Below are 20,648 nucleotides of genomic sequence, written 5' to 3' on the forward strand. Positions count from 1 at the left end.
ATCCAGATCGCGCCCCTGCCGAAACCGAAAAAGCCCCTTCCGCCGCTGGTGCTGAAGCCGGCGGCGGGGCGCACCGCCGCCTCGCGGTTTCTGCGCAAGGGCGCCAAACCCAGAAAAGGAGTGCTTCTATGAGCCTCGAAGAGCTGGAAACCCGCGTCAAGAAACTCTCGATGCGCGCCACCGATGCCAAGATGAACCTGCACGATCTCGCCGAAGAACTGCCGGTGGACTGGGAAAAGATCCCCGAGACCGCCGAGGCGACCTATGCGATCTACAAGGAACTGACGGCGGCGCGCAAAGAGCTGAAGGCGGCGAAAAAAGCCGCGGCGGAGGCCTGAGCGCATGAGTGTGGTCGCCTATACCCGCGGCGGGGCGGAATATGTTCCCGAGTTCCTCATGGCCATCGACAAGGAGAAATGCATCGGCTGCGGCCGCTGCTACAAGGTCTGCGGCCGCGATGTCATGACCCTGCACGGGGTGACCGAGGAGGGCGAGGTGCTGCGCCCCGGCACCGAGGAATACGAGGATGTCGAGGACGAGATCGTCAAGAAGGTCATGGCGATGATCCATCCCGAAAACTGCATCGGTTGCGGCGCCTGCGCGCGTGTCTGCCCGTCGGACTGCCAGAGCCATGCGGCCCTCGACTGACATTGCCGCGGCGGCGCACGGGCGTGTGACCGATGCCATGGTCACCGTGTCGGATTTCTCCTGTATCCTCGACCACGCGCTCTATGAGCGCGAGGCGGGGGCGGGGCCGTTGACCGAACGACTGGGGCTCTCGGGCGCCGAGATCGCGGTGCTGCGCGACCGCTGGCTGCCGCGCGCGGCGCTGCCCGACCTCGATCTGGCCGCGCCGGCGATGCCCGACGACCAGCGGGCGATTTTTACGCTGATCCTTTGGCGCGGGGGCTCTCCGGCGCGCGAGGCGCGCTGGCTGGCCGCGATCCTCGCCCGGCGGGCGATGGAGACGCGCCACCTCTGGGAAGACCTCGGCCTGCCGTCGCGCGCCGCGCTTTCGGCGCTGATCGCCCGGCACCTGCCGGGGCTGGCCGCCGCCAACAGCCAGAACATGCGCTGGAAGAAGTTCTTCTACCGCCAGATCTGTTCCGACGCGGCGTTTTCGCTCTGCCTCTCGCCCAGCTGCGACGATTGCGAAGAACGGGCGGAGTGCTTTGCCCCCGATTGATCCCGCGCGGCTGCTGGCCGGGGCCGAGGCCGCGCGCACGCAGCCCGAGCAGAGCGCCGAGGTGATCGCGCGGGCGCTGGCGGCGGCGCCGCAGGATCCCGAGATCCGGCTCGCCGCCTATCGCTTCCATTTCTACAATCACGATTACGACGCGGCGCTGGGCCATGCCCGGGCGCTGCTCGGCCATGCGGCGCGGCGCCTGAACGTCGCGACCGAGTGGCGCGCGGTTGCGCCCGGCGATGCGGCGTTTTCGGCACATGAGACGGCGCCCGGGCTCTATATGCAGGCGCTGATCGCCATGGGCTATTGCCTGGCGCGAAACGGCGCGCGAGGTGCTGGGCAAGGCGGCCGAGCTCGACCCCTCCGACCGGTTCGGCGGCGCCTGGCTGCTCGGCTGGGTCGAGGCGGCGGGGCGGGAGGAGTGACCTCCGGCGCAGCGCCCGGCTCTGCGGCAGCAAGAGCGTATTTGGAAAGAGAAGAAGTGCAGGGGGTGGCCACCGGCCGGATTGCCCCTGTCACGGGTGTGCCGAGGCGACGGGCCGTGTTTTGTCGCACGCATGACAGCGCTTTTGTCGGTGTCGCAAAGCCCCCAATGTTGGCCTGTTCCTTGCCGACGTTTTTGTAACGAATTGGAAAATAAGGAATATGGCGCTTGGCCCGTTCCTTGCTGTGCTTCTCCCAAAGGCCATGCCACCGACAGGAGACACGCAGATGATCGAGATCACCGAACCCGCCCGCACCGCCATCAAGACCGCCATCGACGGCGCCGGACAGCCCGTCGCGGGGCTGCGCGTCATGGTGCAGGGCGGCGGCTGCGCCGGAATGAAATACGGCATGGCGCTGGAGCTGGAGGCCCAGCCCGACGACGCAGTGGTGACCGCCGGCGAGGTCACCGTGCTGATCGACCCGGAAAGCCAGGCGCATCTCTCGGGCACCACGATCGACTTCGTCGCCGGGCTCGAAGGCTCGGGCTTCGTCTTCGACAACCCCAACGCCAGCAGCTCCTGCGGCTGCGGCAAGTCGTTCTGCTGATCGGAGGCGAGGCGGATGTGGGACTATAGCGACAAGGTCAAGGACTATTTCTTCAACCCCCGGAACGCGGGCGCGCTCACCGACGCCAACGCGGTGGGCGAGGTGGGTTCGCTTTCCTGCGGGGATGCGCTGAAGCTCATGCTTAAAGTGAACCCCGAGACGGATGTCATTGAAGATGCGAAGTTTCAGACTTTCGGCTGCGGCTCCGCCATTGCCTCCAGCTCGGCGCTGACCGAGCTGATCATCGGCAAGACCATCGCGCAGGCGAAGCTGCTGACCAATCAGGACATCGCCGATTTCCTCGACGGGCTGCCGCCGGAAAAGATGCACTGCTCTGTCATGGGGCAGGAGGCACTGCACGCCGCCGTCGCCGCCTATACCGGCGAGGAGGTGGACGAGGACGAACATGAGGAGGGCGCGCTGATCTGCAAGTGCTTCGGCGTCGATGCCGGCATGATCGAGCGCGCGATCCGCACCAACAAGCTGACCACGCTGGAGATGGTGACCTTTTACACCAAGGCGGGTGGCAGCTGTGCCTCCTGCCGCGAGCCGCTGGAAGAGCTGCTTGCCGATATCAACAAAGAGATGGTGGCCGAGGGCGCCATCAGACCGGAAGAGGCCTATGTCTTCGGCTCCGCTCCCAAGCCGAAGAGGAAGAAGGCGCAGGGCTTCGTGATCCCCGACGCGGCCCCCGCGCCGATGCCCCCGGCACAGCCCTCGGCCCCCATTCAGATCGCCATGCCCGCCGCCGCGGCCCCCGTTGCGGTGGCCGAGGCGCCCCAGCCGGCGAGCGGTCTGAGTGCGGCCAAGGAGGCAATCCTCGTGTCGAAGATCATCGAGGAGATGCGTCCCACCTTCCGCCGCGACGGCGGCGATGTGGAGCTTGTCGACATGGAGGGCAGCCTCGTGCTGGTCAGCCTCGTCGGCGCCTGTTCGGGTTGCCAGCTTGCCGCCAGCACGCTCGGCGGGATCGCCCAGAAGATCACCGAAACGCTCGGACGCCCGATCCGGGTGATGCCCGTGGCCCGCAGCTGAGGAGGCAGCAATGAAAGACACCGTCCTTCCCCCCGTTTACCTCGACAACAACGCCACCACGCGGGTGTTCCCCGAGGTCGTGGAGGCCATGCTGCCCTATTTCACCGAGCAGTTCGGCAATGCCTCTTCGATCCATGCCTTCGGCTCCGAGGTCGGCGGCGCTCTGCGCCAGGCGCGCAAATCGTTGCAAAAACTGATCGGCGCCGAGTTCGATCACGAGATCATCTTCACCTCGGGCGGCAGCGAATCCAACAACACCGCGATCCGCTCGGCGCTTCAGGTGCAGCCGGGGCGCGACGAGGTGATCACCTCCGCCGTCGAGCATCCGGCCATCCTGACGCTGTGCGACTGGCTGGAAAAACACGAGGGCGTCACCGTGCACCGCATCCCGGTGGACAAGCTGGGGCGGCTCGACATCGACGCCTATCGCGCGGCGCTGTCGGAAAAGACCGCCGTGGTGAGCTTTATGTGGGCCAATAACGAGACCGGCACGGTGTTCCCGGTCGACGGTCTGGCGGAGCTTGCCCATGAGGTCGGCGCGCTTTTCCACACCGACGCGGTGCAGGCGGTGGGCAAGCTGCCCATCGACCTCATGAGCACCGAGATCGACATGCTGTCGCTGTCGTCGCACAAGTTCCACGGGCCGAAGGGCCTTGGTGCGCTCTATCTGCGCAAGGGCACGCGGTTCCGCCCGCTGCTGCGCGGCGGGCATCAGGAACGCGGCCGCCGTGCGGGGACCGAGAACGCCCCCGCGATCATCGGGCTGGGCAAGGCCGCCGAGATGACGCTTGCCACCATGGCCGAGGACAGCGCCCGCATGGCCGGTCTGCGCGACCGGCTGGAAAAGGGGCTCGTGCAGCGCATCGGCCATTGCTTCGTTACCGGCGACCCGCATGACCGGCTGCCCAACACCGCAACCGTGGCCTTTGAGTATATCGAGGGCGAGGCGATCCTGCTGAAGCTCAACCAGGCGGGCATCGCCGCCAGCTCGGGCAGCGCCTGCACCTCGGGCTCGCTGGAGCCCAGCCATGTGCTGCGCGCGATGGACATCCCCTTCACCGCTGCCCATGGCGCCATTCGCTTCTCGCTCTCGCGCGAGACCACGGAGGAGGAGATCGACCGCGTGCTCGACGCCATGCCGGGCATCATTTCGGGTCTGCGCGAAATGTCGCCCTTCTGGTCCGGCGACGGGGCGCAACCTGACGGTTTCAACCCGGCCTACGCCTGACCCCCAAGAAACCCCGCAAAAGGAGCTGCCCCATGCGTCCCGAGCTGTTCGACACGACCCGCGCCAGCCCTGCCGTGACGATCTGCGACACCACGTTGCGGGACGGCGAGCAGACGGCGGGGGTGGCGTTTTCGCTGGCGGAAAAATGCGCCATCGCCCGCGCGCTCGACCGGGCGGGGGTGGCCGAGATCGAGGTCGGCATTCCGGCCATGGGCTATGAGGAGATCGCCGAGATCCGCGCGGTCATGGCCGAGCTGACCCGCGCGGTGCCGGTCGCCTGGTGCCGGCTGCGGTTCCATGATCTCGACATGGCGCAGAAGACCGGCGTGCGGCGGGTGCATTTCGCCGTGCCAGCCTCGGACCGGCAGCTTGCGGGCAAGCTGCGCGCGGATCGCGACTGGGCGCTGCGCGAGACCGCCGCGCTGGTCTATTGCGCGGCGCAGCGGGGGTTTGAGGTTTCGGTGGGCGCCGAGGATGCCAGCCGCGCCGATCCAGATTTCCTCGTGCGGCTGGCCGAGGTGGCAGAGGCGGCAGGGGCGATCCGCTTTCGCATCGCCGATACGCTGGGCATCCTCGATCCGATGAGCGCCTACCGGCTGGTGGCGGATCTGGCGGCGCGCATCTCGCTGCCGATCGAGATCCACGCGCATAACGATTTCGGCATGGCCACCGCCAACACCATGATGGCCACCTTCGCGGGCGCCTCGCATCTTTCGGTTACGGTCAACGGGCTGGGCGAGCGGGCGGGCAATGCCGCGCTGGAAGAGGTGGGCGCCGCGCTGGAAGCGGGCGGCATCGCCACCGGGCTCGACCTGCGGGCGCTGCCGGCGCTTTCTGCCGTGGTCGCCACCGCGTCGGGCCGGGCGCTGCCGGTGGCGAAACCCATCACCGGCGAGCTGGTCTTTGCCCATGAGGCGGGCATCCATGTGGATGCGATCCTGAAACAGGCCGACACCTACGAGGATCCGCGCTGCGCGCCCTCGCGCTTCGGCCGGGAGCGGCAGATCGTCATCGGCAAACATTCCGGCCTCGCGGGCCTGCGCGCCGCGCTCGCCGCTGCCGGGCTGCCCGCCACCGATGAAATCGCGGTGCGGCTGAAGCCGCTGCTGCGCGATCACGCGATCCGAGCCAAGCGCCCGGCCAGCGCCGAGGATCTCGCGCGCATGGTGGCGCGGGTGACCGGTGGCCAGCTCATCGCTTTGCCGGGCGGCCTGCCCGGCGGGGAGGCGGCCTGATGGCGTTCCTCGCCCTGATCCGCAGCGACTTCGCCGCCATAAGGGGCCGAGACCCCGCCGCGCGCGGCAAGCTGGAAACCGCGCTCACCTATCCCGGCCTGCATGCCATCACGGCTTATCGCATGGCGCACGGTCTCTGGCGGGCGAACTGGAAAGGCGCCGCGCGGCTGCTCTCCTATCTCGCCCGCATGGGCACGGGGATCGACATTCATCCGGGCGCACGCATCGGTTCCGGGTTCTTCATCGACCATGGCGCCGGTGTGGTGATCGGCGAGACCGCCGAGATCGGGCGCGACGTGACGCTTTATCACGGTGTGACGCTGGGCGGCGTGTCCTGGTCGCCGGGCAAGCGCCACCCGACGCTGGGCGATGGCGTGATGGTGGGGGCGGGGGCCAAGATCCTCGGCCCGATCCTGGTGGGTGCTGGCGCGCGTGTCGGCGCGAATTCCGTGGTGGTCGAGCCGGTGCCGGCCGAGGCCACAGTCGTGGGCATCCCGGCCCGCGTCGTGCAGACCGACCGCGCGCCCGGCGCCGACCCTTACCGGGTCGACCTCAACCACCACCTGATGCCCGATCCGGTGGGCCGCACTCTGGCGCGGCTGGCCGACCGCATCGCCTTTCTCGAGGCGCGGCTGGCGGCGCGCGACGCGGCACTGAACCGGCACGAAAGCCACTGCACCGCCCGGATCGCCATTTCGGGATGTTCCGAAACACCGAACCACGACCTTCCCAACTGACGCGAAGAGGAGACCGACCAATGCCCAAGGATTTCGAGGAAACCGGCGTTCTGGACCATATCAACAAGCTTTCCGCCGCCGAGGAGATCTTTACCTATCTGCTGCTACCCTATGAGCAGGAGGTGGTGAATGTCTCGCGCCTGCATATCATGAAACGCTTCGGCGCCTATCTGCGCGATGCGGATTTCGGCGGCAAGGGCGAGGAGACGGTGTTCCTGGAGGCGCGCCAGATGCTCAAATCCGCCTATGCGGATTTCGTCGAAAGCACGCCGCTCAAGGAAAAGGTCTTCAAGGTGTTTCGCGACGAGGAGGCCAAGCTCAAGGCGCGCTTCGTCGGCATCGACAGCCTGAAACTCTCCGCCGAGTGAGCCCGCCGATGCACCGCGCCGCCAAGAGACCCAGCCATTCCGCCCATGTCGGCGGATTCCGCATCGAGCTACGCCGGCGCGCCGAGGACAGCGCCGCGCTGCGGGCGCTGACCCGGATTTGTCCCTCTGCCTGCTTCCGCTTCGGCGCAGGCGACCGCATCGAGTTTTCGTCGGAAAACTGCACCCTCTGCGGCACCTGTCGCCAGGTCTGCGGCGCCACCGGCGAGATCGCCTGGTTCGCGCCGGATCGGATCGCCGCATCGCCCCGTCTCGCCTGAAAAGGAGCGTCCCCGTGAAACACCGCCTGCTGTTCCTGCTGCTCTGGCTTGCGATGCCGGCGATGGCCGTGGCCGAACCGATGGTACTGGCCGCCGCCTCGACGCGCGCGGTGGTCGATGACGGCATTGCCGAAAGCGGCCTCGCCGCCGTGGCGAGCTATGGCGCCTCGGGCGTGCTGGCGCGGCAGATCGAGCAGGGGGCGCCCGCCGATCTGTTCATTTCTGCCAACCCGAAATGGATGCAGCATCTGGTGGAACTTGGCCTCATCGAGGCGGAGGTGGTTTCGGTGCTGATGTCCAACCGGCTGGTGCTGATCGCGCCCGAGGCAGCGCCCGCGCTGGCGCCGGACGAGATCGGCGCGCGGCTTGAGGGCGAAAATTTCGTCATGGCCGATCCGCAGACCGCCCCGGTTGGCAGCTATGGCCTTGCTGCGCTGGAGAATCTCGGGCTCTGGGCCGAGGTCGAGAGGCATTTCGTGCCGACCCGAAATACCATCGCTACGGTTGCCGCCGTGGCGCAGGGCGAGGCGGCGCTGGGGCTGGTCTATGCCAGCGACGCGGTAGGCCAGCCGGGGATTCGCGTGGTCTGGGAAGTGCCCGCCGACAGTAATCCGCCGATCCGCTATCTGATCGCGCCGCTGGCGCAGGGCGACGACCCAGAGGGCGGCGCAGCCCTGATGCGCTACCTGCTGAGCGCCGAGGCGAGGCGTCTTCTGACCGAGAAGGGCTTTTTGCCGATGGCGGGGGGCTCCTGAGATGCTGTCGCTCACCCCGATGGAGCAATCGGCGCTGATGCTCTCGCTCAACGCCTCCGCGCAGGCAGTGCTTTGGTCGCTGCCCTTGGCCGTTGGGCTGGGCTGGTTGCTGGGCGTGCGGCGCTTTCCCGGCCATGCCCTGCTGAACGCGCTCGTACATTTGCCGCTGGTACTGCCGCCGGTGGTGCTGGGCTATCTGCTGCTGGTGCTTCTGGGCCGCAACGGTGTCATCGGCGGGCCGCTTTACGAGATGTTCGGCCTCCGCATCGCCTTTTCCGGTGAGGCGGTGGTGATCGCCTGCGCGGTGGTGGGTTTTCCGCTCATGGTGCGCGCGATCCGGCAATCGGCCGAGGCCATCGACCCGCGCTATGCCCGCGCCGCGCGCAGCCTCGGCGCCTCCGAGCTGCGTATCTTCGTCACCGTGACCCTGCCGTTGATGGCGCCGGGCATCCTCACCGGCATCACGCTCGCCTTTGCCCGCGCGGTGGGCGAGTTCGGCGCCACGATCACGCTGGCGGGCAATATCCCGGGCCGCACCCAGACCCTGCCGCTGGCGCTGTTCACCGTGACGCAAAGCCCGGGCGGCGAGGCAGAGGCGATGCGGCTCTGCCTGCTGTCTCTGGCGTTGGCGGGCGCGGCGCTGCTCGCCTCGGAAAGCATCGCGCGGCGCATGACCGAGACGAGGGCGCCGGCATGATCGAGATCCATCTGCGCCACCGGCAGGGCAGCTTCCGCCTCGATGTCGATCTGGCGCTTCCGGCGCAGGGCATCATCGGGCTGATCGGACGCTCGGGCTCGGGCAAGTCGACGCTGTTTTCCTGCCTTGCCGGCCATATCCGCCCGACGCGCGGCTGTATCTCGCTCTGCGGCCGGCCGCTCTATCACAGCGAAGAGCGCATCAACGTGCCGCCGGCGCGGCGCGGTATTGGCGTGGTGTTTCAGGACGGCGCGCTGTTTCCGCATATGAGCGTGGCGCGCAATCTCGCCTATGGCGCCAACAATGTCGGCACCGCCTTCTGGCACGAGGTCATCGAGGCGCTGGATCTGGCGCATCTGCTGGGCGCCCGCCCGGCGCGGCTTTCGGGGGGCGAGCGCCAGCGCGCCGCCATTGCCCGCGCGCTGATGGCCGAGCCCGCGCTGCTGTTGCTTGACGAGCCGGTCTCGGCGCTCGATCCCGGACTGAAGGCGCGCACGCTCGATCTGATCGCCAAGGTGCAGGCGCGGACGCAGGTGCCGATGATCTTCATCAGCCACGCCCCCGAGGAGGTGCGCCGCCTCTGCGACCAGGTGGTGACGCTTCAGGGCGGGCGCATCCATTCCGTCGCGTCGTCGGAATGGCGGGCGGCGCGGCCGTTTGCCGCCGTCGCCTCGGTGGGAGGGCTGCGCTGTGCCACCTGAGCCCGCGCAAGAAATGGGCGCCTCGCGCCCCGAGATGTGTTTTCGCGCCCCGCCCGCGCCTTGGGCCGGGCGCTCTGTGATAGGCTGAGAGCCATGGAATTCGCCCAGACGATTTCGCAAAGCCAGACGATGCAGATGGGGGGGCAGCTGCTGCAATCCCTCGCGATCCTCGGGATGGCCTCGAACGATCTGTCCGAACATGTGCAAGAGCGGGCAGAGGCCAACCCCTATGTCGCCTACTCCCCGCCCTCGGCCTTTGCCGCGCGCGGCGGCGAGGCCTTCGACGCCATGGCCGCCATTGCTGCCGACCGGCCCAGCCTCATGGCGCATGTGGTCGAACAGATCGAGCGTGCTTTTCCCGCGCCAGCCGACCGCATGATCGCGCTGCATTTCGCCGAAGCGCTGGAGCCCACCGGCTGGCTGGGTCAGCCGGTCGAGACGATCGCGCTGCTGGCCGGCTGCCCGGTGGCGCGGGCCGAGCAGGTGCTGGATGTGTTGCAGGCACTGGAGCCGGCGGGGCTGTTCGCGCGCTCTCTGTCGGACTGCCTGCTGATCCAGGCGCGCGAGGCCGATCTGCTGACCTGGGAGGTGGAAACGCTGATCCGCAATCTCGACATGATCGACGGCCGTCGTGCCGAGCTGGCCGAGCTTTGCGATTGCGAGGTCTCCGACATTCCCGACATTCTGGCGCAGATCCGCGGGCTGAATCCAAAGCCGGGGCTGGCCTATGACCATGTGCCGGTGCCGGTCTTTCCGCCCGACCTGATCGCCACCCGCAGCGAGGCCGGCTGGACGGTGGAGCTCAACCGGGCGACCACGCCGCGCATCACCGTGCGCGAGGATCACCTGACCGGAGACAGCGCCGACCGCGAGGCGCGCAAGCTGCGCCGCAAGGCGCTGGCCGAGGCGCGCGCGCTGGCGCTGGCCCTGGAGCGTCGCGGCGACACGCTGCTGCGTACGGCGGCGGTGCTGGTGGCGCGGCAGTCGCGCTTTCTCGACAAGGGGCCGGCCTATCTGACGCCGCTGACCCTCGACGACGTGGCGGGCGAACTGGGGGTGCATCCCTCGACCGTGAGCCGCGCGGTCTCGGGCCGGATGATCCAGACCGAGACCCGTGCGCTGCCGCTCCGCGCGTTCTTTGCCCGGCCGGTTTCGGCGGTGGGCGGCGCGGCGGTGTCGCGCGACAGCGTGATGGATTTCGTGCAGCGGGTGGTGACGGAGGAGAACCCTTCGGCACCGCTCAGCGACGACGCCATCGTCGCGCTCGCGCATCGCTCGGGCATGCGCATCGCCCGACGCACGGTGGCGAAATACCGTTCCGTGCTGGGGCTCGCCTCCTCCTACGAACGCCGCCGCCGCGCGCTCGGCATCTGAGCGCCCGTGATTCTGTTGCCGGCGCAAAATCTGCATGAAAAAGTCAGGATTTTTCACATGACGCGAAACGCGCGGTTCTGCCGAAAGCTTGCGCAATCCCAGCCGAATTCTCTCTTAACCGAGCGGTTTTTGGGGAAACCGGCGCCGTTCCGCCCATGGTTGAGCGCGGAGAATGATACGCTTTCGAGGAGGAGGCCCGCTGCCGCGGCAGGCAGCGGTGGACAGACTTCGGTACGGCACGGAGGAGACACCCCGAGAGACAGCGAGGTCCGACGATGAACGACCCAGCGACCGAAAATACCACCATTGCGCGCGGCGGAGCGACCGCAAGGAGCCCCTTTCAGGGGCCCTCTATGGATCGCCTCGCGCTGGATGCGATCTATGAAATCGCCCGCACCTTCGCCACCGCGCCCGACCCGATCGACGTGGTGCCCGATATCCTCAACGTGTTGTCTTCGTTCCTCGATCTGCGCCATGCGGTGCTTGCGCTGCTGGCCGAGCCGGGTGCCGGGACGGTGCCGGGCACGGTCAATCCCTACCGCATTGCCGCCACCGCTTTTGTACGCGACGACGATGCGCCGACCGAAGACGTGATCCCCGACGCGGTGGCGCGCATCGTGTTCCGCTCAGGCGTGCCTCTGGTGTCCTTCGACCTGGCCGAGGAGTTCGGCGCCGAGGCGGTGCCGGCGCGGCTGCAGGGCGAGGGCCAGACCATTATCGCGGTGCCCCTGCGCGACCCCGAGCGCAGCCATTTCGTGCTGGGCGTGCTCTGCGCCTATCGCAGCCACGAGGATGCGCGCGCCGGGCGCTCGGATCTGGATGTGCGGGTGCTGACCATGGTCGCCTCGCTGCTGGAGCAGGCGCTGCGTTTTCGTCAGCGCATCGCCCGGGACCGCGAGCGCGCGCTGGAGGATACGCGGCGGCTGCTGCAAAGCGTCAGCGACCAGAACGGCGCCCGCGCCACGCCGGTCTCGCTCGACGGGATTATCGGCGACAGCCCGGCCATCGCCGGGGTGGTGGCCCAGGTCAAGCGGGTGGCGGGCACCAACACGCCGGTTCTGCTGCGCGGTGAAAGCGGCACGGGCAAGGAGCTTTTCGCGCGCGCGGTGCACACACAGTCCGACCGCAGCCGTGGTCCCTTTGTGCGCGTGAACTGCGCGGCGCTCTCCGAGACCCTGCTGGAATCGGAGCTCTTCGGTCACGAGAAGGGCGCCTTCACCGGCGCCAATGTGCTCAAGAAGGGGCGGTTCGAGCTTGCCGACGGCGGCACGCTCTTTCTCGACGAGATCGGCGAGATCAGCCCGACCTTTCAGACCAAGCTGCTGCGCGTGTTGCAGGAGGGCGAATTCGAGCGGGTCGGCGGCACGCGCACGATCCGTGTGGATGTGCGCATCGTGGCCGCGACGAACCGCGATCTGGAGGATGCTGTGGCGCGCGGCGAGTTTCGTGCCGATCTCTATTTCCGGATCTGCGTCGTGCCCATCGTGCTGCCGCCGCTGCGCGACCGAAAAAGCGATATCCGCCCGCTGGCGCAGCTCTTTCTCGATCAGTTCAACGACACCAACAGCACCAATGTGCGCTTTGCGCCGGACGCGTTCGAAACCATCTGCCAATGCAACTTCCCCGGCAATGTGCGCGAGCTGGAGAACTGCGTGAACCGCGCCGCGGCGCTCTCGGATGGCGAGATCGTGCTGGGCGATGAGCTGGCCTGCCAGCAGGGGGCGTGTCTGTCGGCAGAGCTTTGGCGCCTGCAAGAGGGGGCTTCGCCCATCGGCGGGCTGGCGGTGGGTCGCGTTGTCACACCCTCGATCCGCAGGCCGGCGGCCGAGCGCCCTGTGGAGCGCGATCTGCCCGAGCCCGCCGACAGCTTTCCGCGCCGCAAGACCGCCAACACCGCGCGCGAGGAGCTGATCGCGGCGATGGAAGAGGCGGGCTGGGTGCAGGCCAAGGCGGCGCGGCTCTTGGGTATGACCCCGCGCCAGGTGGCCTATGCGCTGCAAAAGCACGGCATCGAGGTGCGCAAGATTTGAGTAAAAATGGATTTTAGCCAATCAGTTTGTCCCTCCCAGCGCGCGGTTCCGGAAACGGGGCCGCGCGTCCGGTTCGAGGGAGATCGGTCGGACCGGGCCGCACGGTTTGTCGCGGCCTTTGTTCCTTACCCGACAATCCACCCTGGCTTTGGTCGCAAATCCCTGCGTGAAGCCTGGCACAAAGCTTGCTGTTCTGAATCGAAACAGACCGATCCCAACAGCGAGGATGCCCCATGTCCGCCAATGTCATCTCACTCGACGGCCTGTCGGTCGGATCGAAAGACGCCCTGACCAAAGCCATGGAGTCCGACGGCTGTTCGTCCTCGGCCTGCGGCTCTTCCGACGCGCCCGAGGATATGGACCCGGCGACCTGGGAGAAGGTGAAAGACCATCCCTGCTATTCCGAAGAGGCGCACCATTATTTCGCCCGCATGCATGTGGCCGTGGCGCCCGCCTGCAACATCCAGTGCAACTATTGTAACCGCAAATACGACTGCGCCAACGAAAGCCGCCCCGGCGTCGTCTCTGAGCGTCTGACCCCTGAACAGGCCGCGCGCAAGGTGATCGCGGTTGCCAACGAGATCCCGCAGCTTTCCGTTCTGGGCATCGCCGGGCCGGGCGACAGCGCCTACGACTGGCGCAAGACCCGCGAGACGTTTCGGCTGGTGCAGGAGCAGCTGCCCGATATCAAGCTCTGCCTCTCGACCAACGGCCTCGCGCTGCCCGAGCATGTCGACGATCTCATGGATATGAACATCGACCATGTGACGTTGACGATCAACATGATCGACCCCGAGGTGGGGACAAAGATCTATCCGTGGATCTTCTACCAGCACAAGCGCCGCACCGGCCTTGAAGCCAGTCAGATCCTGCACGAGCGGCAGATGCAATCGCTAGACATGCTGCACGAGCGCGGCATTCTGGTGAAAGTGAACTCGGTGATGATCCCCGGCATCAACGACGCGCACCTGCTGGAGGTCAACAAGGAGGTCAAACGGCGCGGCGCCTTCCTGCACAACATCATGCCGCTGATCTCGGCTGCCGAACATGGCACTGTCTTCGGCCTCGAAGGCCAGCGCGGCCCGACCGCCGCCGAGCTGAAGAAGCTTCAGGACGCCTGCGCGGGCGGTGCCAACCTGATGAAGCACTGCCGCCAGTGCCGCGCCGATGCGGTGGGCCTTCTGGGCGAGGATCGTGGGCAGGAATTCACCATGGATCTGGTGCCCGACGAGGTGACTTACGACCCCGAAAAGCGCGACACCTACCGCGAATGGGTCGCCAAGGAGCGCGAGGACCGCCGTGCCGCCGCCGCCGTCGCCAAAGCCGAGACGGAAACCGTCGTGGCGGAAGATGCGGGCGCCATGCTCATCGCCGTCGCCACCAAGGGCGGCGGGCGCATCAACCAGCATTTCGGCCATGCCACCGAGTTCCAGATCTTCGAGGTGGATGCCGAGGGCGTGCGCTTCGTCACTCACCGGCGCTGCGACAATTACTGTGTCGGCGGCTATGGCGAAGAGGACAAGCTGGAGCTGGTGATCAAGACGCTGGAGGGGATCGACACGATCCTCTGTGCCAAGATCGGCGACTGCCCGCGCGAAGACCTCGCTGCCGCCGGGATCGAGGCGATCCAGGACTATGCCTACGACTATATCGAGACGGCTGTCTCGGCGGTCTACCGAGCCAAGCGCGGGCTGCCCGCGCAAGCCAGGGAAACCGCCTGACGACGCCCCGTAGGGTGGGCAATGCTGCCCACCCTACACAAGTTTGCCGCCAATCCTTTTCACGGAGACAGCCATGGCCCTGCAAATCATCGAGTCGACCTGCACCGTCTGCGGTGCCTGCGAGTTCGAATGCCCCAATGCCGCGATCAGCTTTACCGGCGAAACCTATATCATCGACCCGGCGCTCTGCACCGAGTGCAAGGGCAGCTACGACCGCCCGCAATGCGCCGAGGTCTGCCCGGTGCCCGAAACCTGCGTTCCGGTCTGAGCGGGTGATGGACGGCCCGGCACCGGTCGACTGGCAGGGCGCGGCGCTCGACTGTGCCGCCTGCCGGTTCCGCGCAAGGCTGGATCTGGGCCAGTGCGGACAGGGCTGGGCCTGCGCGCATGACCGCTATGCCAAACGGATCGAACGGTTCTTTCTGCTCAACCCCGATCTTGCCGACCAGTGCCTGAGCCATCCCTATTTCGAGACCCGGATGAACGCCGCTCGCGTGGCATCTGTCTTCCGGCTTCCGAGACTGCTGAGCGATGCCGACGCGGGCGTGCGCGCCATGGCGGTGCTGCGCCTGCCGCCGCGCCAGGCTGCGCGCAAGATCAAGGATCCCGACCGCCGGGTGCGCATCGCCGTGGCGCACCGTTTGTCGCGTGCCGGGCTGTTGCCGATGGCTTCCGACCGCGACGGCTATGTCCGCTCCATCGTCGCGCGGCGGGCCGAGCCGGGCATGCTGCCGGTGATGATCGGCGACGCGGATCCCGAGATCCGCCGCATCGTCGCCCGCCGCATCGGCGAGGGCTGGCTCGACCGGTTCCGCACCGATCCCGACCCGCTGGTTAGGCGCGAGGCGGCGCTGCGCCGTCCCGGCCTTTTCTTGGGGGACGAGGATCTGCGCGTGCGCCACGCGGTGGCCGAAAACGGCGGTGCCGAGGATGTGGCGAAGCTCACCGACGACCCCGAAGAGATCATCCGCGAGACCGCCTGCGCGCGGCTCGCACAGCTGAGAGAGGGCGCCTGATGTCCACCGACGACCGCGAAATCGAGGTTTACCGCGACCCGGCCTTCATGCCCGGAGACAAGGTGATCTCGAAGAAAAACGTCAAGAACGACGGCACCATGGCCGGCAAGGAGATCGGCGAGACGGTCGTGAAGAAAGGCGATGTCGGCTATGTCCGCGATATCGGTGTCTTTCTCCAGCAGTTCTACATCTATGCGGTCGATTTCGTCGACCGCGCCAGCATCGTCGGCATGCGCGAGCGCGAGCTGACCCCGGCGGAAACGCAGGCACGGCGCCGGGACGACCCCGCCGCGCTGCAATCCCACATCGTCACGCGCAGCAGCATGGAGGCCGCCGAATGAAGGTCATGATCCGCGAAACCGCCAAGGGCATGGAGGCCTACGTGCCCAAGAAGGATCTCGAAGAGATGATCGTCGAGACCGAGAAACCGGGGCTCTGGGGCGGTTGGGCAAAGCTCGCCAATGGCTGGGTCTTTGCCATGCCCGATTTCGCCGAGGCGCCCGGCCTGCCGATCACCGTCGACGCCCGTCGTCTGGCCACCGGGGAGGAGTGAGAGATGAACGATTTCGACAAGCTGGAAGCCGCGATGAACGAGGTCGCCGCAGGCCTGCGCATCGCCTATCTCGGTCCCGAGGTCTCGGCCCTGTCGGGCGGTGCGGCGCCCACCTCGCCGCAGGCGCTCTGCGCGATGATCGAGGCACAGGTGCGCGCGCCGCGCCGGGCCAGCGGCAACCTGTGGTCCGTGGCGCAATATGTTGAGAGCCGTAAGTTCCGCGCCACGCTCGATACGCTGGTGCGCGAGGCCTTTGCCGCAGGGCCCGAACGCGCCAACCCCGTGTATGACTGGCTCGCCCGTGTGCGCCCGCCGATGGTGGTGGATACCTGGTACGATGACGGGCTGTTGCAGGCCTTCGAACAGGCCGGCACCGCGCAGAGCGACTGGGGGCTGGTGCAGGGCGTCAGCCGCAACGGCGAATGGATCGACATCTTCACTCGTGCCTATGACAGCGCCGGCGCCGAGATCGCGGAGGCCAGCCCGGACTGGGAGACGCTGATCTACAAGCCGCACGGGGTGGCAAGGCCGGGATCCTCCTATCTCATGTCCGACAGCGATTATGTCGAGGTGCTGACCGAGATCGACATCCAGCGCCCGATCCCCGAAGAGGTGCAGCGCCGCCGCAGCGGGCGGCCCTTCCTCTTTGTCGGCTGCCGCTTCGACGACCAGATGCTGCGCATCTTCGCCCGTCAGATCGCCAAGCGCTCCGCCGGGGGCCATATCGCTGTCATGACCGGGCCGCTGACCCGTATGGAGCGGAGATTCCTCGACGATTCCGGAATCGCCTGGCTCGATCTGCCGGCCTCGGCGCTGGCCGAGGCGCTGAGTGTGCCCGAAGGGTAACGGGGCAGGTGGCCGCTCGCCCGCGCTGGGTGAGCAGAGGGCAGGCATCCTGTTCCGGGCGGACCGGGTAGGGGCCTTTTTCGCGTGACCTCCCGGTGGGGCAGGCCTAACGTGGCGCGCGAAAGACCCGTGACGCGGGGCCTGCCCGCGCATGCCCAACAGGAAGACCCGAAGATGACCACCGAACAGCCGCTGCCCTTCACCTGCCGCAAATCATCCGCGCGGGGGGCGCGGGGGGTCGTGGTGACCAACCACCCGCTGGGCTCCGCCGCCGGCCATGAGATGATGGCCATGGGGGGCAATGCGGTGGATGCGGCGGTGGCCGCTCTGCTGACGCTGACGGTGGTCGAGCCGATGATGGTGGGCATCGCCGGCGGCGGCGTCTCGCATCTGCGTCTGCCGGACGGGCGACATACGGTCTATGACTGCCTGTCGCAGGCCGCCGAAAGCGCGGTGCCCGACATGTTCACGCCGGTGTCTGACCGGCTGCCCGATTACATGGAGACCGCCGGGCGCAAGAATCTCGTCGGGCCTGCGGCGGTGGCGGTACCGGGCAATCTGCGCGGCTGGTGCGCGATGCATGAAGCCCACGGCGCGCTGCCCTTCGCCGATGTGATCGCGCCCGCGATCCGCCACGCGGCGGGCGGCTTCCGGGTGACGCAATACCTGTCGTCGAATATCGAGCGTCATGCGGAGGATCTGGCGAAAGATCCCGAGATTGCGCGCCATTTCCTCCCCGATGGCGCCCCCGCCAAACCCGGTCACCGGCTGGTGCAGGGCGATTATGCCGAGAGCCTGAAACTCATCGCGCGCGAAGGGGCGGAGGCGCTGCATGGCGGCGCGCTGGGGCAGGCGCTGGTCGACCGGCTGGCGGTGGACGGCGCCGAGCCCGGGCTGGTCACCATGCGCGATCTGGAGCGCTACGAGGCGCGCGAGCGTGACGCGATCTTCGGCAGCTATCGCGGTTTCGACATCGCCGGTCCGCCGCCGCCGGCCTCGTCGGGCGTGCATGTGGCGCAGATGCTCAACATGCTCGAAGCCTACGATCTGGCGGCCATGGGGTTTGACTCGTCGGATCGCCTGCACCTGCTGGCCGAGGTGATCCGCATTGGCTTCGAGGACCGCCGCGCGGCTTCGGGCGATCCGGATTTCGTCGACATTCCGGTCGAAAAGCTGATCTCCAAGGACTACGCAAAGGCCTGCCTTGGCCGTATCCGCCCGGCCGGGGGCATAAGCGCGGTGCCGCCCGGTTACGAGAGCCGGAACACCACCCATATCACCGTGGCCGATGGCGACGGCATGATCGTCTCGGCGACCCATACGATCAACGGGCTCTTCGGGGCGCGCTTCATGGTGCCGGGCACGGGGATGATCCCCAACAACTACATGTATAATTTCGACCCGCATCCGGGAAAGGCGCTGTCGATCCAGCCGGGCAAGCGGGTGCCGACCTCCATGGCGCCGATGATCGTGCTGAAGGATGGCGCGCCACGTTTCGCGCTGGGGCTGCCGGGGGCGGTGCGGATCTTCCCCAGCGCCATGCAGTCCATCGTCAACATGATCGATTTCGGCATGACCCCGCAGCAGGCGGTCGAGGCGCCGCGCATCTGGACCGAGGGTGCGCATGTGGAGCTGGAGCCGGACTATGCGCATCACAAGGCGGCGCTGGAGACGATGGGGCACGAGGTGAAGCTGGTGCCGCATATCGGCGGCGGCATGAACGCGATTGCCTTCGGGCCCGATGGCGAGATGACGGGGGCGGCGTGCTGGCGCGCCGACGGCACCGTCTCGGCGCTGGGCGGCGGGCTTGCCGGTGAGGGGGTGGCGTTCCACATCTGAACCCAACGGGATCGCGGAAACGGAGAGGCATCCATGACGCAGAAGACATTGCTGCTGACGGGGGCGAGCCGGGGCATCGGCCATGCCACCGTCAAGGCCTTTCAGGCCGCCGGCTGGCGCGTGCTGACCGTGTCGCGCACCGCCTTCGACGCGCGGTGCCTCTGGCATGCGGGGCGCACCGATCACTTTCAGGGCGATTTGTCGGACCCGGCGAGCCGCGCCGATCTGGTGGCGCGCGTGCGCGAGAGCCTCGGACAGAGCGGGCTGCACGCCATCGTCAACAATGCCGGGGTCTCGCCCAAGGGCGACGATGGCGCGCGTCTGGGAGTGGCCGAGAGTTCGGATGAGGTCTGGCAGCATGTGCTGGCGGTGAACCTTATGGGACCGGCGGCGCTGATGCGTGACCTGCTGCCCGAGCTCGAACGTGGGCAGGGCGCGGTGGTCAATGTGGGCTCGATCGTGGGCTCGCGGGTGCATCCGTTCGCGGGCGCCGCCTATGCTTGCTCCAAGGCGGCGCTGGCGGCGCTGACCCGCGAGGCGGCGGGCGAGCTGGGGCCGCGCGGCGTGCGGGTGAATATGGTGACACCGGGCGAGATCGAGACCGAGATCCTGTCGCCGGGCACCGAGGAGATGACGGATATCATCCCGCTGCGGCGGCTGGGCCAGCCCGACGAGGTGGCGCGGGTGGTGCTGTTCCTCTGCTCGGACGAGGCGTCATATGTAAACGGCGCCTCCATCGACGTGAATGGCGGGCAGCATGTGTGAGGGCGGGGGCGGGACGCGTCTCCACCCCTTGAGCGTATAATGGCAGAGACGGACCTTTCCGCTTGCGGAGGAATGCAAACGGTAGCTGCGTCATCGTCGGCCCGCGGGATGGCGAACGACATGGGGAGCCTCTCGATTTATCCCGGCCACGTCCGAAGGACCTCGACACGTTGTCCTGGCGTCACCAAATCGCCAGCCCGGTGGGGCGGGCCGGCGATGGCGCGGCGGCTTCGCCTTGATTCCGCGCCGGGGCAACGCTCGGATGTCACGTTGGGGAGGCGCTCCTCAATACCCCCGCGCCGCGTCCGCCAGATCGCCGCAGGTGCCGGTCTCCTCGAAGGCCTTCAGGTTCGCCGCGATCAGCCGTCCGCCGGTGGCCGCGTCGATCTGCGAGGCCACATGCGGGGTCACGGTAATCGCCGGATGTGTCCAGAACGGGTTGTCGGCGGGCAGCGGTTCCTGATGGAACACATCCAGCGTTGCCTGCTTGATCTGCCCGCTTTCCAGCGCCGCCAGCAGATCCGCATCCACCAGATGCGGACCGCGCGCGCAGTTGATCACGCAGGCACTGGGCGCCAGCTTGGCAAACAGATCGGCGTTCAGAATGCCGCGCGTCTGATCGGTGAGCGGCAGCAGGTTCACCAGGATCTCGCAACCGTCGAGAAACGCGTCCATCTCGCCCGTGCCGGTGAAACAGCTCACACCGTCGAGATCCTTGGGCGATTTCGACCAGCCGCGGGTGTCGAAGCCCAGCCCGGCCAGCGTCTGCGCCGCCGCGGCGCCGAGATTGCCGAGCCCCATCACGCCCACCACCCGGTTCGGCGCCACCGGCACCACGATGGCGTGCCAGTCGCTCTCCGCCTGCGCCTGCAACTGGCGCGGCATGTCGCGGTGATGGCGCAGCACATGCAGCGCCACGTATTCGCGCATCCGTTGCGTCAGATCCTTGCCGACTGTGCGGATGATCGGCACGCCCTCGGGCAGCTCGGCATCGGCCAGCACATGGTCGATGCCCGCGCCGATGGAAACGATGGCCTTGAGGTTGGGGAACCCCGCCAGATCGCCGGTGCGCGGGCGCCAGACCACGGCATAGGTGACCGCCCCGGGGTCGATCTCGTCATGCATCGAGACCACGTCCCAGCCGGGCAACAGCCCTTGCAGCATCTCCACCCACCACTGGGTCTTTTCGGCGAGGGGAAGGTAGACGGCGACGGTCATGTTGGCTCCTTGGGATCGTGTGTCATTGAGGGGA

General features: G+C 67.5%; 24 protein-coding genes and 1 pseudogene. 24 read left to right on the top strand and 1 reads right to left on the bottom strand.

The features are described 5' to 3' along the window. The first annotated feature begins 128 nt into the window (after positions 1-128). From I6N89_RS11550 to I6N89_RS11665, 24 genes and pseudogenes are all read left to right on the top strand, one after another. Positions 129-338: a CCE_0567 family metalloprotein gene (locus I6N89_RS11550; RefSeq protein WP_207018602.1), complete on the top strand. Its 210-nt coding sequence runs from the start codon at positions 129-131 to the stop codon at positions 336-338. Between the two features lie 4 nt (positions 339-342). After that, positions 343-648 (top strand): ferredoxin III, nif-specific, encoded by a 306-nt coding sequence (fdxB, locus tag I6N89_RS11555; RefSeq protein WP_207018603.1) that lies wholly within the window; start codon positions 343-345, stop codon positions 646-648. After that, entirely contained in the window at positions 632-1,186 is a 555-nt protein-coding gene (locus I6N89_RS11560; RefSeq protein ID WP_236016568.1) for a nitrogen fixation protein NifQ, read from the top strand. The genes fdxB and I6N89_RS11560 overlap by 17 nt, the downstream gene beginning before the upstream one ends. After that, positions 1,173-1,811 carry a hypothetical protein gene (locus I6N89_RS11565; RefSeq protein WP_207018604.1) on the top strand — a complete coding sequence of 213 codons (639 nt, stop codon included), beginning with the start codon at positions 1,173-1,175 and terminating at the stop codon, positions 1,809-1,811. Before I6N89_RS11560 ends, I6N89_RS11565 begins: the two co-directional genes overlap by 14 nt. Before the next feature lie 86 nt (positions 1,812-1,897). Further along, positions 1,898-2,218, top strand: coding sequence for an iron-sulfur cluster assembly accessory protein (locus I6N89_RS11570; protein ID WP_207018605.1), 321 nt, complete (start codon positions 1,898-1,900; stop codon positions 2,216-2,218). Positions 2,219-2,233: 15 nt separating this feature from the next. Beyond that, entirely contained in the window at positions 2,234-3,253 is a 1,020-nt protein-coding gene (gene nifU / locus I6N89_RS11575) for a Fe-S cluster assembly protein NifU (protein ID WP_207018606.1), read from the top strand. A gap of 10 nt (positions 3,254-3,263) precedes the next feature. Continuing rightward, positions 3,264-4,481 carry a cysteine desulfurase NifS gene (gene nifS, locus I6N89_RS11580; protein ID WP_207018607.1) on the top strand — a complete coding sequence of 406 codons (1,218 nt, stop codon included), beginning with the start codon at positions 3,264-3,266 and terminating at the stop codon, positions 4,479-4,481. 32 nt (positions 4,482-4,513) lie between these two features. Then, positions 4,514-5,716 carry a homocitrate synthase gene (gene nifV / locus I6N89_RS11585; RefSeq protein ID WP_207018608.1) on the top strand — a complete coding sequence of 401 codons (1,203 nt, stop codon included), beginning with the start codon at positions 4,514-4,516 and terminating at the stop codon, positions 5,714-5,716. Beyond that, positions 5,716-6,453 (top strand): serine O-acetyltransferase, encoded by a 738-nt coding sequence (gene cysE / locus I6N89_RS11590; protein WP_207018609.1) that lies wholly within the window; start codon positions 5,716-5,718, stop codon positions 6,451-6,453. The genes nifV and cysE overlap by 1 nt, the downstream gene beginning before the upstream one ends. 20 nt (positions 6,454-6,473) lie before the next feature. After that, positions 6,474-6,821 carry a nitrogenase stabilizing/protective protein NifW gene (nifW, locus tag I6N89_RS11595; RefSeq protein WP_207018610.1) on the top strand — a complete coding sequence of 116 codons (348 nt, stop codon included), beginning with the start codon at positions 6,474-6,476 and terminating at the stop codon, positions 6,819-6,821. Between the two features lie 8 nt (positions 6,822-6,829). After that, the gene (locus I6N89_RS11600) at positions 6,830-7,099 is read left to right on the top strand and encodes a hypothetical protein (RefSeq protein WP_207018611.1); all 270 of its coding nucleotides are present in this window, start codon (positions 6,830-6,832) and stop codon (positions 7,097-7,099) included. Between the two features lie 14 nt (positions 7,100-7,113). Continuing rightward, positions 7,114-7,854, top strand: a complete 741-nt coding sequence (gene modA, locus I6N89_RS11605; protein ID WP_207018612.1) for a molybdate ABC transporter substrate-binding protein — start codon at positions 7,114-7,116, stop codon at positions 7,852-7,854. 1 nt (position 7,855) lies between these two features. Continuing rightward, positions 7,856-8,551: a molybdate ABC transporter permease subunit gene (gene modB / locus I6N89_RS11610; protein ID WP_207018613.1), complete on the top strand. Its 696-nt coding sequence runs from the start codon at positions 7,856-7,858 to the stop codon at positions 8,549-8,551. Further along, complete coding sequence (locus I6N89_RS11615; protein ID WP_207018614.1) at positions 8,548-9,252, top strand: ATP-binding cassette domain-containing protein; 705 nt, start codon at positions 8,548-8,550, stop codon at positions 9,250-9,252. The genes modB and I6N89_RS11615 overlap by 4 nt, the downstream gene beginning before the upstream one ends. A gap of 93 nt (positions 9,253-9,345) precedes the next feature. Further along, on the top strand, positions 9,346-10,626 hold the full coding sequence (gene rpoN, locus I6N89_RS11620) for an RNA polymerase factor sigma-54 (protein ID WP_207018615.1): 1,281 nt from the start codon (positions 9,346-9,348) through the stop codon (positions 10,624-10,626). Positions 10,627-10,979: 353 nt separating this feature from the next. Beyond that, entirely contained in the window at positions 10,980-12,656 is a 1,677-nt protein-coding gene (nifA, locus tag I6N89_RS11625; RefSeq protein ID WP_207018616.1) for a nif-specific transcriptional activator NifA, read from the top strand. Positions 12,657-12,889: 233 nt separating this feature from the next. Continuing rightward, positions 12,890-14,377: a nitrogenase cofactor biosynthesis protein NifB gene (gene nifB / locus I6N89_RS11630; RefSeq protein ID WP_207018617.1), complete on the top strand. Its 1,488-nt coding sequence runs from the start codon at positions 12,890-12,892 to the stop codon at positions 14,375-14,377. Positions 14,378-14,450: 73 nt separating this feature from the next. Beyond that, positions 14,451-14,642 (top strand): annotated as a pseudogene (locus tag I6N89_RS11635) (4Fe-4S binding protein); the annotation flags it as partial. A 10-nt stretch (positions 14,643-14,652) separates the two neighbouring features. Continuing rightward, positions 14,653-15,393, top strand: a complete 741-nt coding sequence (locus I6N89_RS11640) for a 4Fe4S-binding leucine-rich repeat protein (protein ID WP_236016569.1) — start codon at positions 14,653-14,655, stop codon at positions 15,391-15,393. After that, positions 15,393-15,734 carry a nitrogen fixation protein NifZ gene (locus I6N89_RS11645; RefSeq protein WP_207018620.1) on the top strand — a complete coding sequence of 114 codons (342 nt, stop codon included), beginning with the start codon at positions 15,393-15,395 and terminating at the stop codon, positions 15,732-15,734. Before I6N89_RS11640 ends, I6N89_RS11645 begins: the two co-directional genes overlap by 1 nt. After that, positions 15,731-15,946, top strand: a complete 216-nt coding sequence (gene nifT / locus I6N89_RS11650; protein WP_207018621.1) for a putative nitrogen fixation protein NifT — start codon at positions 15,731-15,733, stop codon at positions 15,944-15,946. The genes I6N89_RS11645 and nifT overlap by 4 nt, the downstream gene beginning before the upstream one ends. A gap of 3 nt (positions 15,947-15,949) precedes the next feature. Further along, entirely contained in the window at positions 15,950-16,792 is an 843-nt protein-coding gene (locus tag I6N89_RS11655; RefSeq protein ID WP_207018622.1) for an SIR2 family NAD-dependent protein deacylase, read from the top strand. A 174-nt stretch (positions 16,793-16,966) separates the two neighbouring features. Continuing rightward, entirely contained in the window at positions 16,967-18,631 is a 1,665-nt protein-coding gene (gene ggt / locus I6N89_RS11660; protein WP_207018623.1) for a gamma-glutamyltransferase, read from the top strand. Positions 18,632-18,664: 33 nt separating this feature from the next. Next, on the top strand, positions 18,665-19,396 hold the full coding sequence (locus I6N89_RS11665; protein ID WP_207018624.1) for an SDR family NAD(P)-dependent oxidoreductase: 732 nt from the start codon (positions 18,665-18,667) through the stop codon (positions 19,394-19,396). Between the two features lie 285 nt (positions 19,397-19,681). Here the strand turns inward: I6N89_RS11665 and I6N89_RS11670 are convergent, their stop codons facing one another. Beyond that, positions 19,682-20,614 (bottom strand): 2-hydroxyacid dehydrogenase, encoded by a 933-nt coding sequence (locus I6N89_RS11670; RefSeq protein WP_207018625.1) that lies wholly within the window; start codon positions 20,612-20,614, stop codon positions 19,682-19,684. Positions 20,615-20,648 lie beyond the last annotated feature (34 nt).

The sequence above is a fragment of the Salipiger abyssi genome (genome assembly GCF_017311415.1).
In the GTDB taxonomy this organism is placed as follows: Bacteria; Pseudomonadota; Alphaproteobacteria; order Rhodobacterales; family Rhodobacteraceae; genus Salipiger; species Salipiger abyssi_A.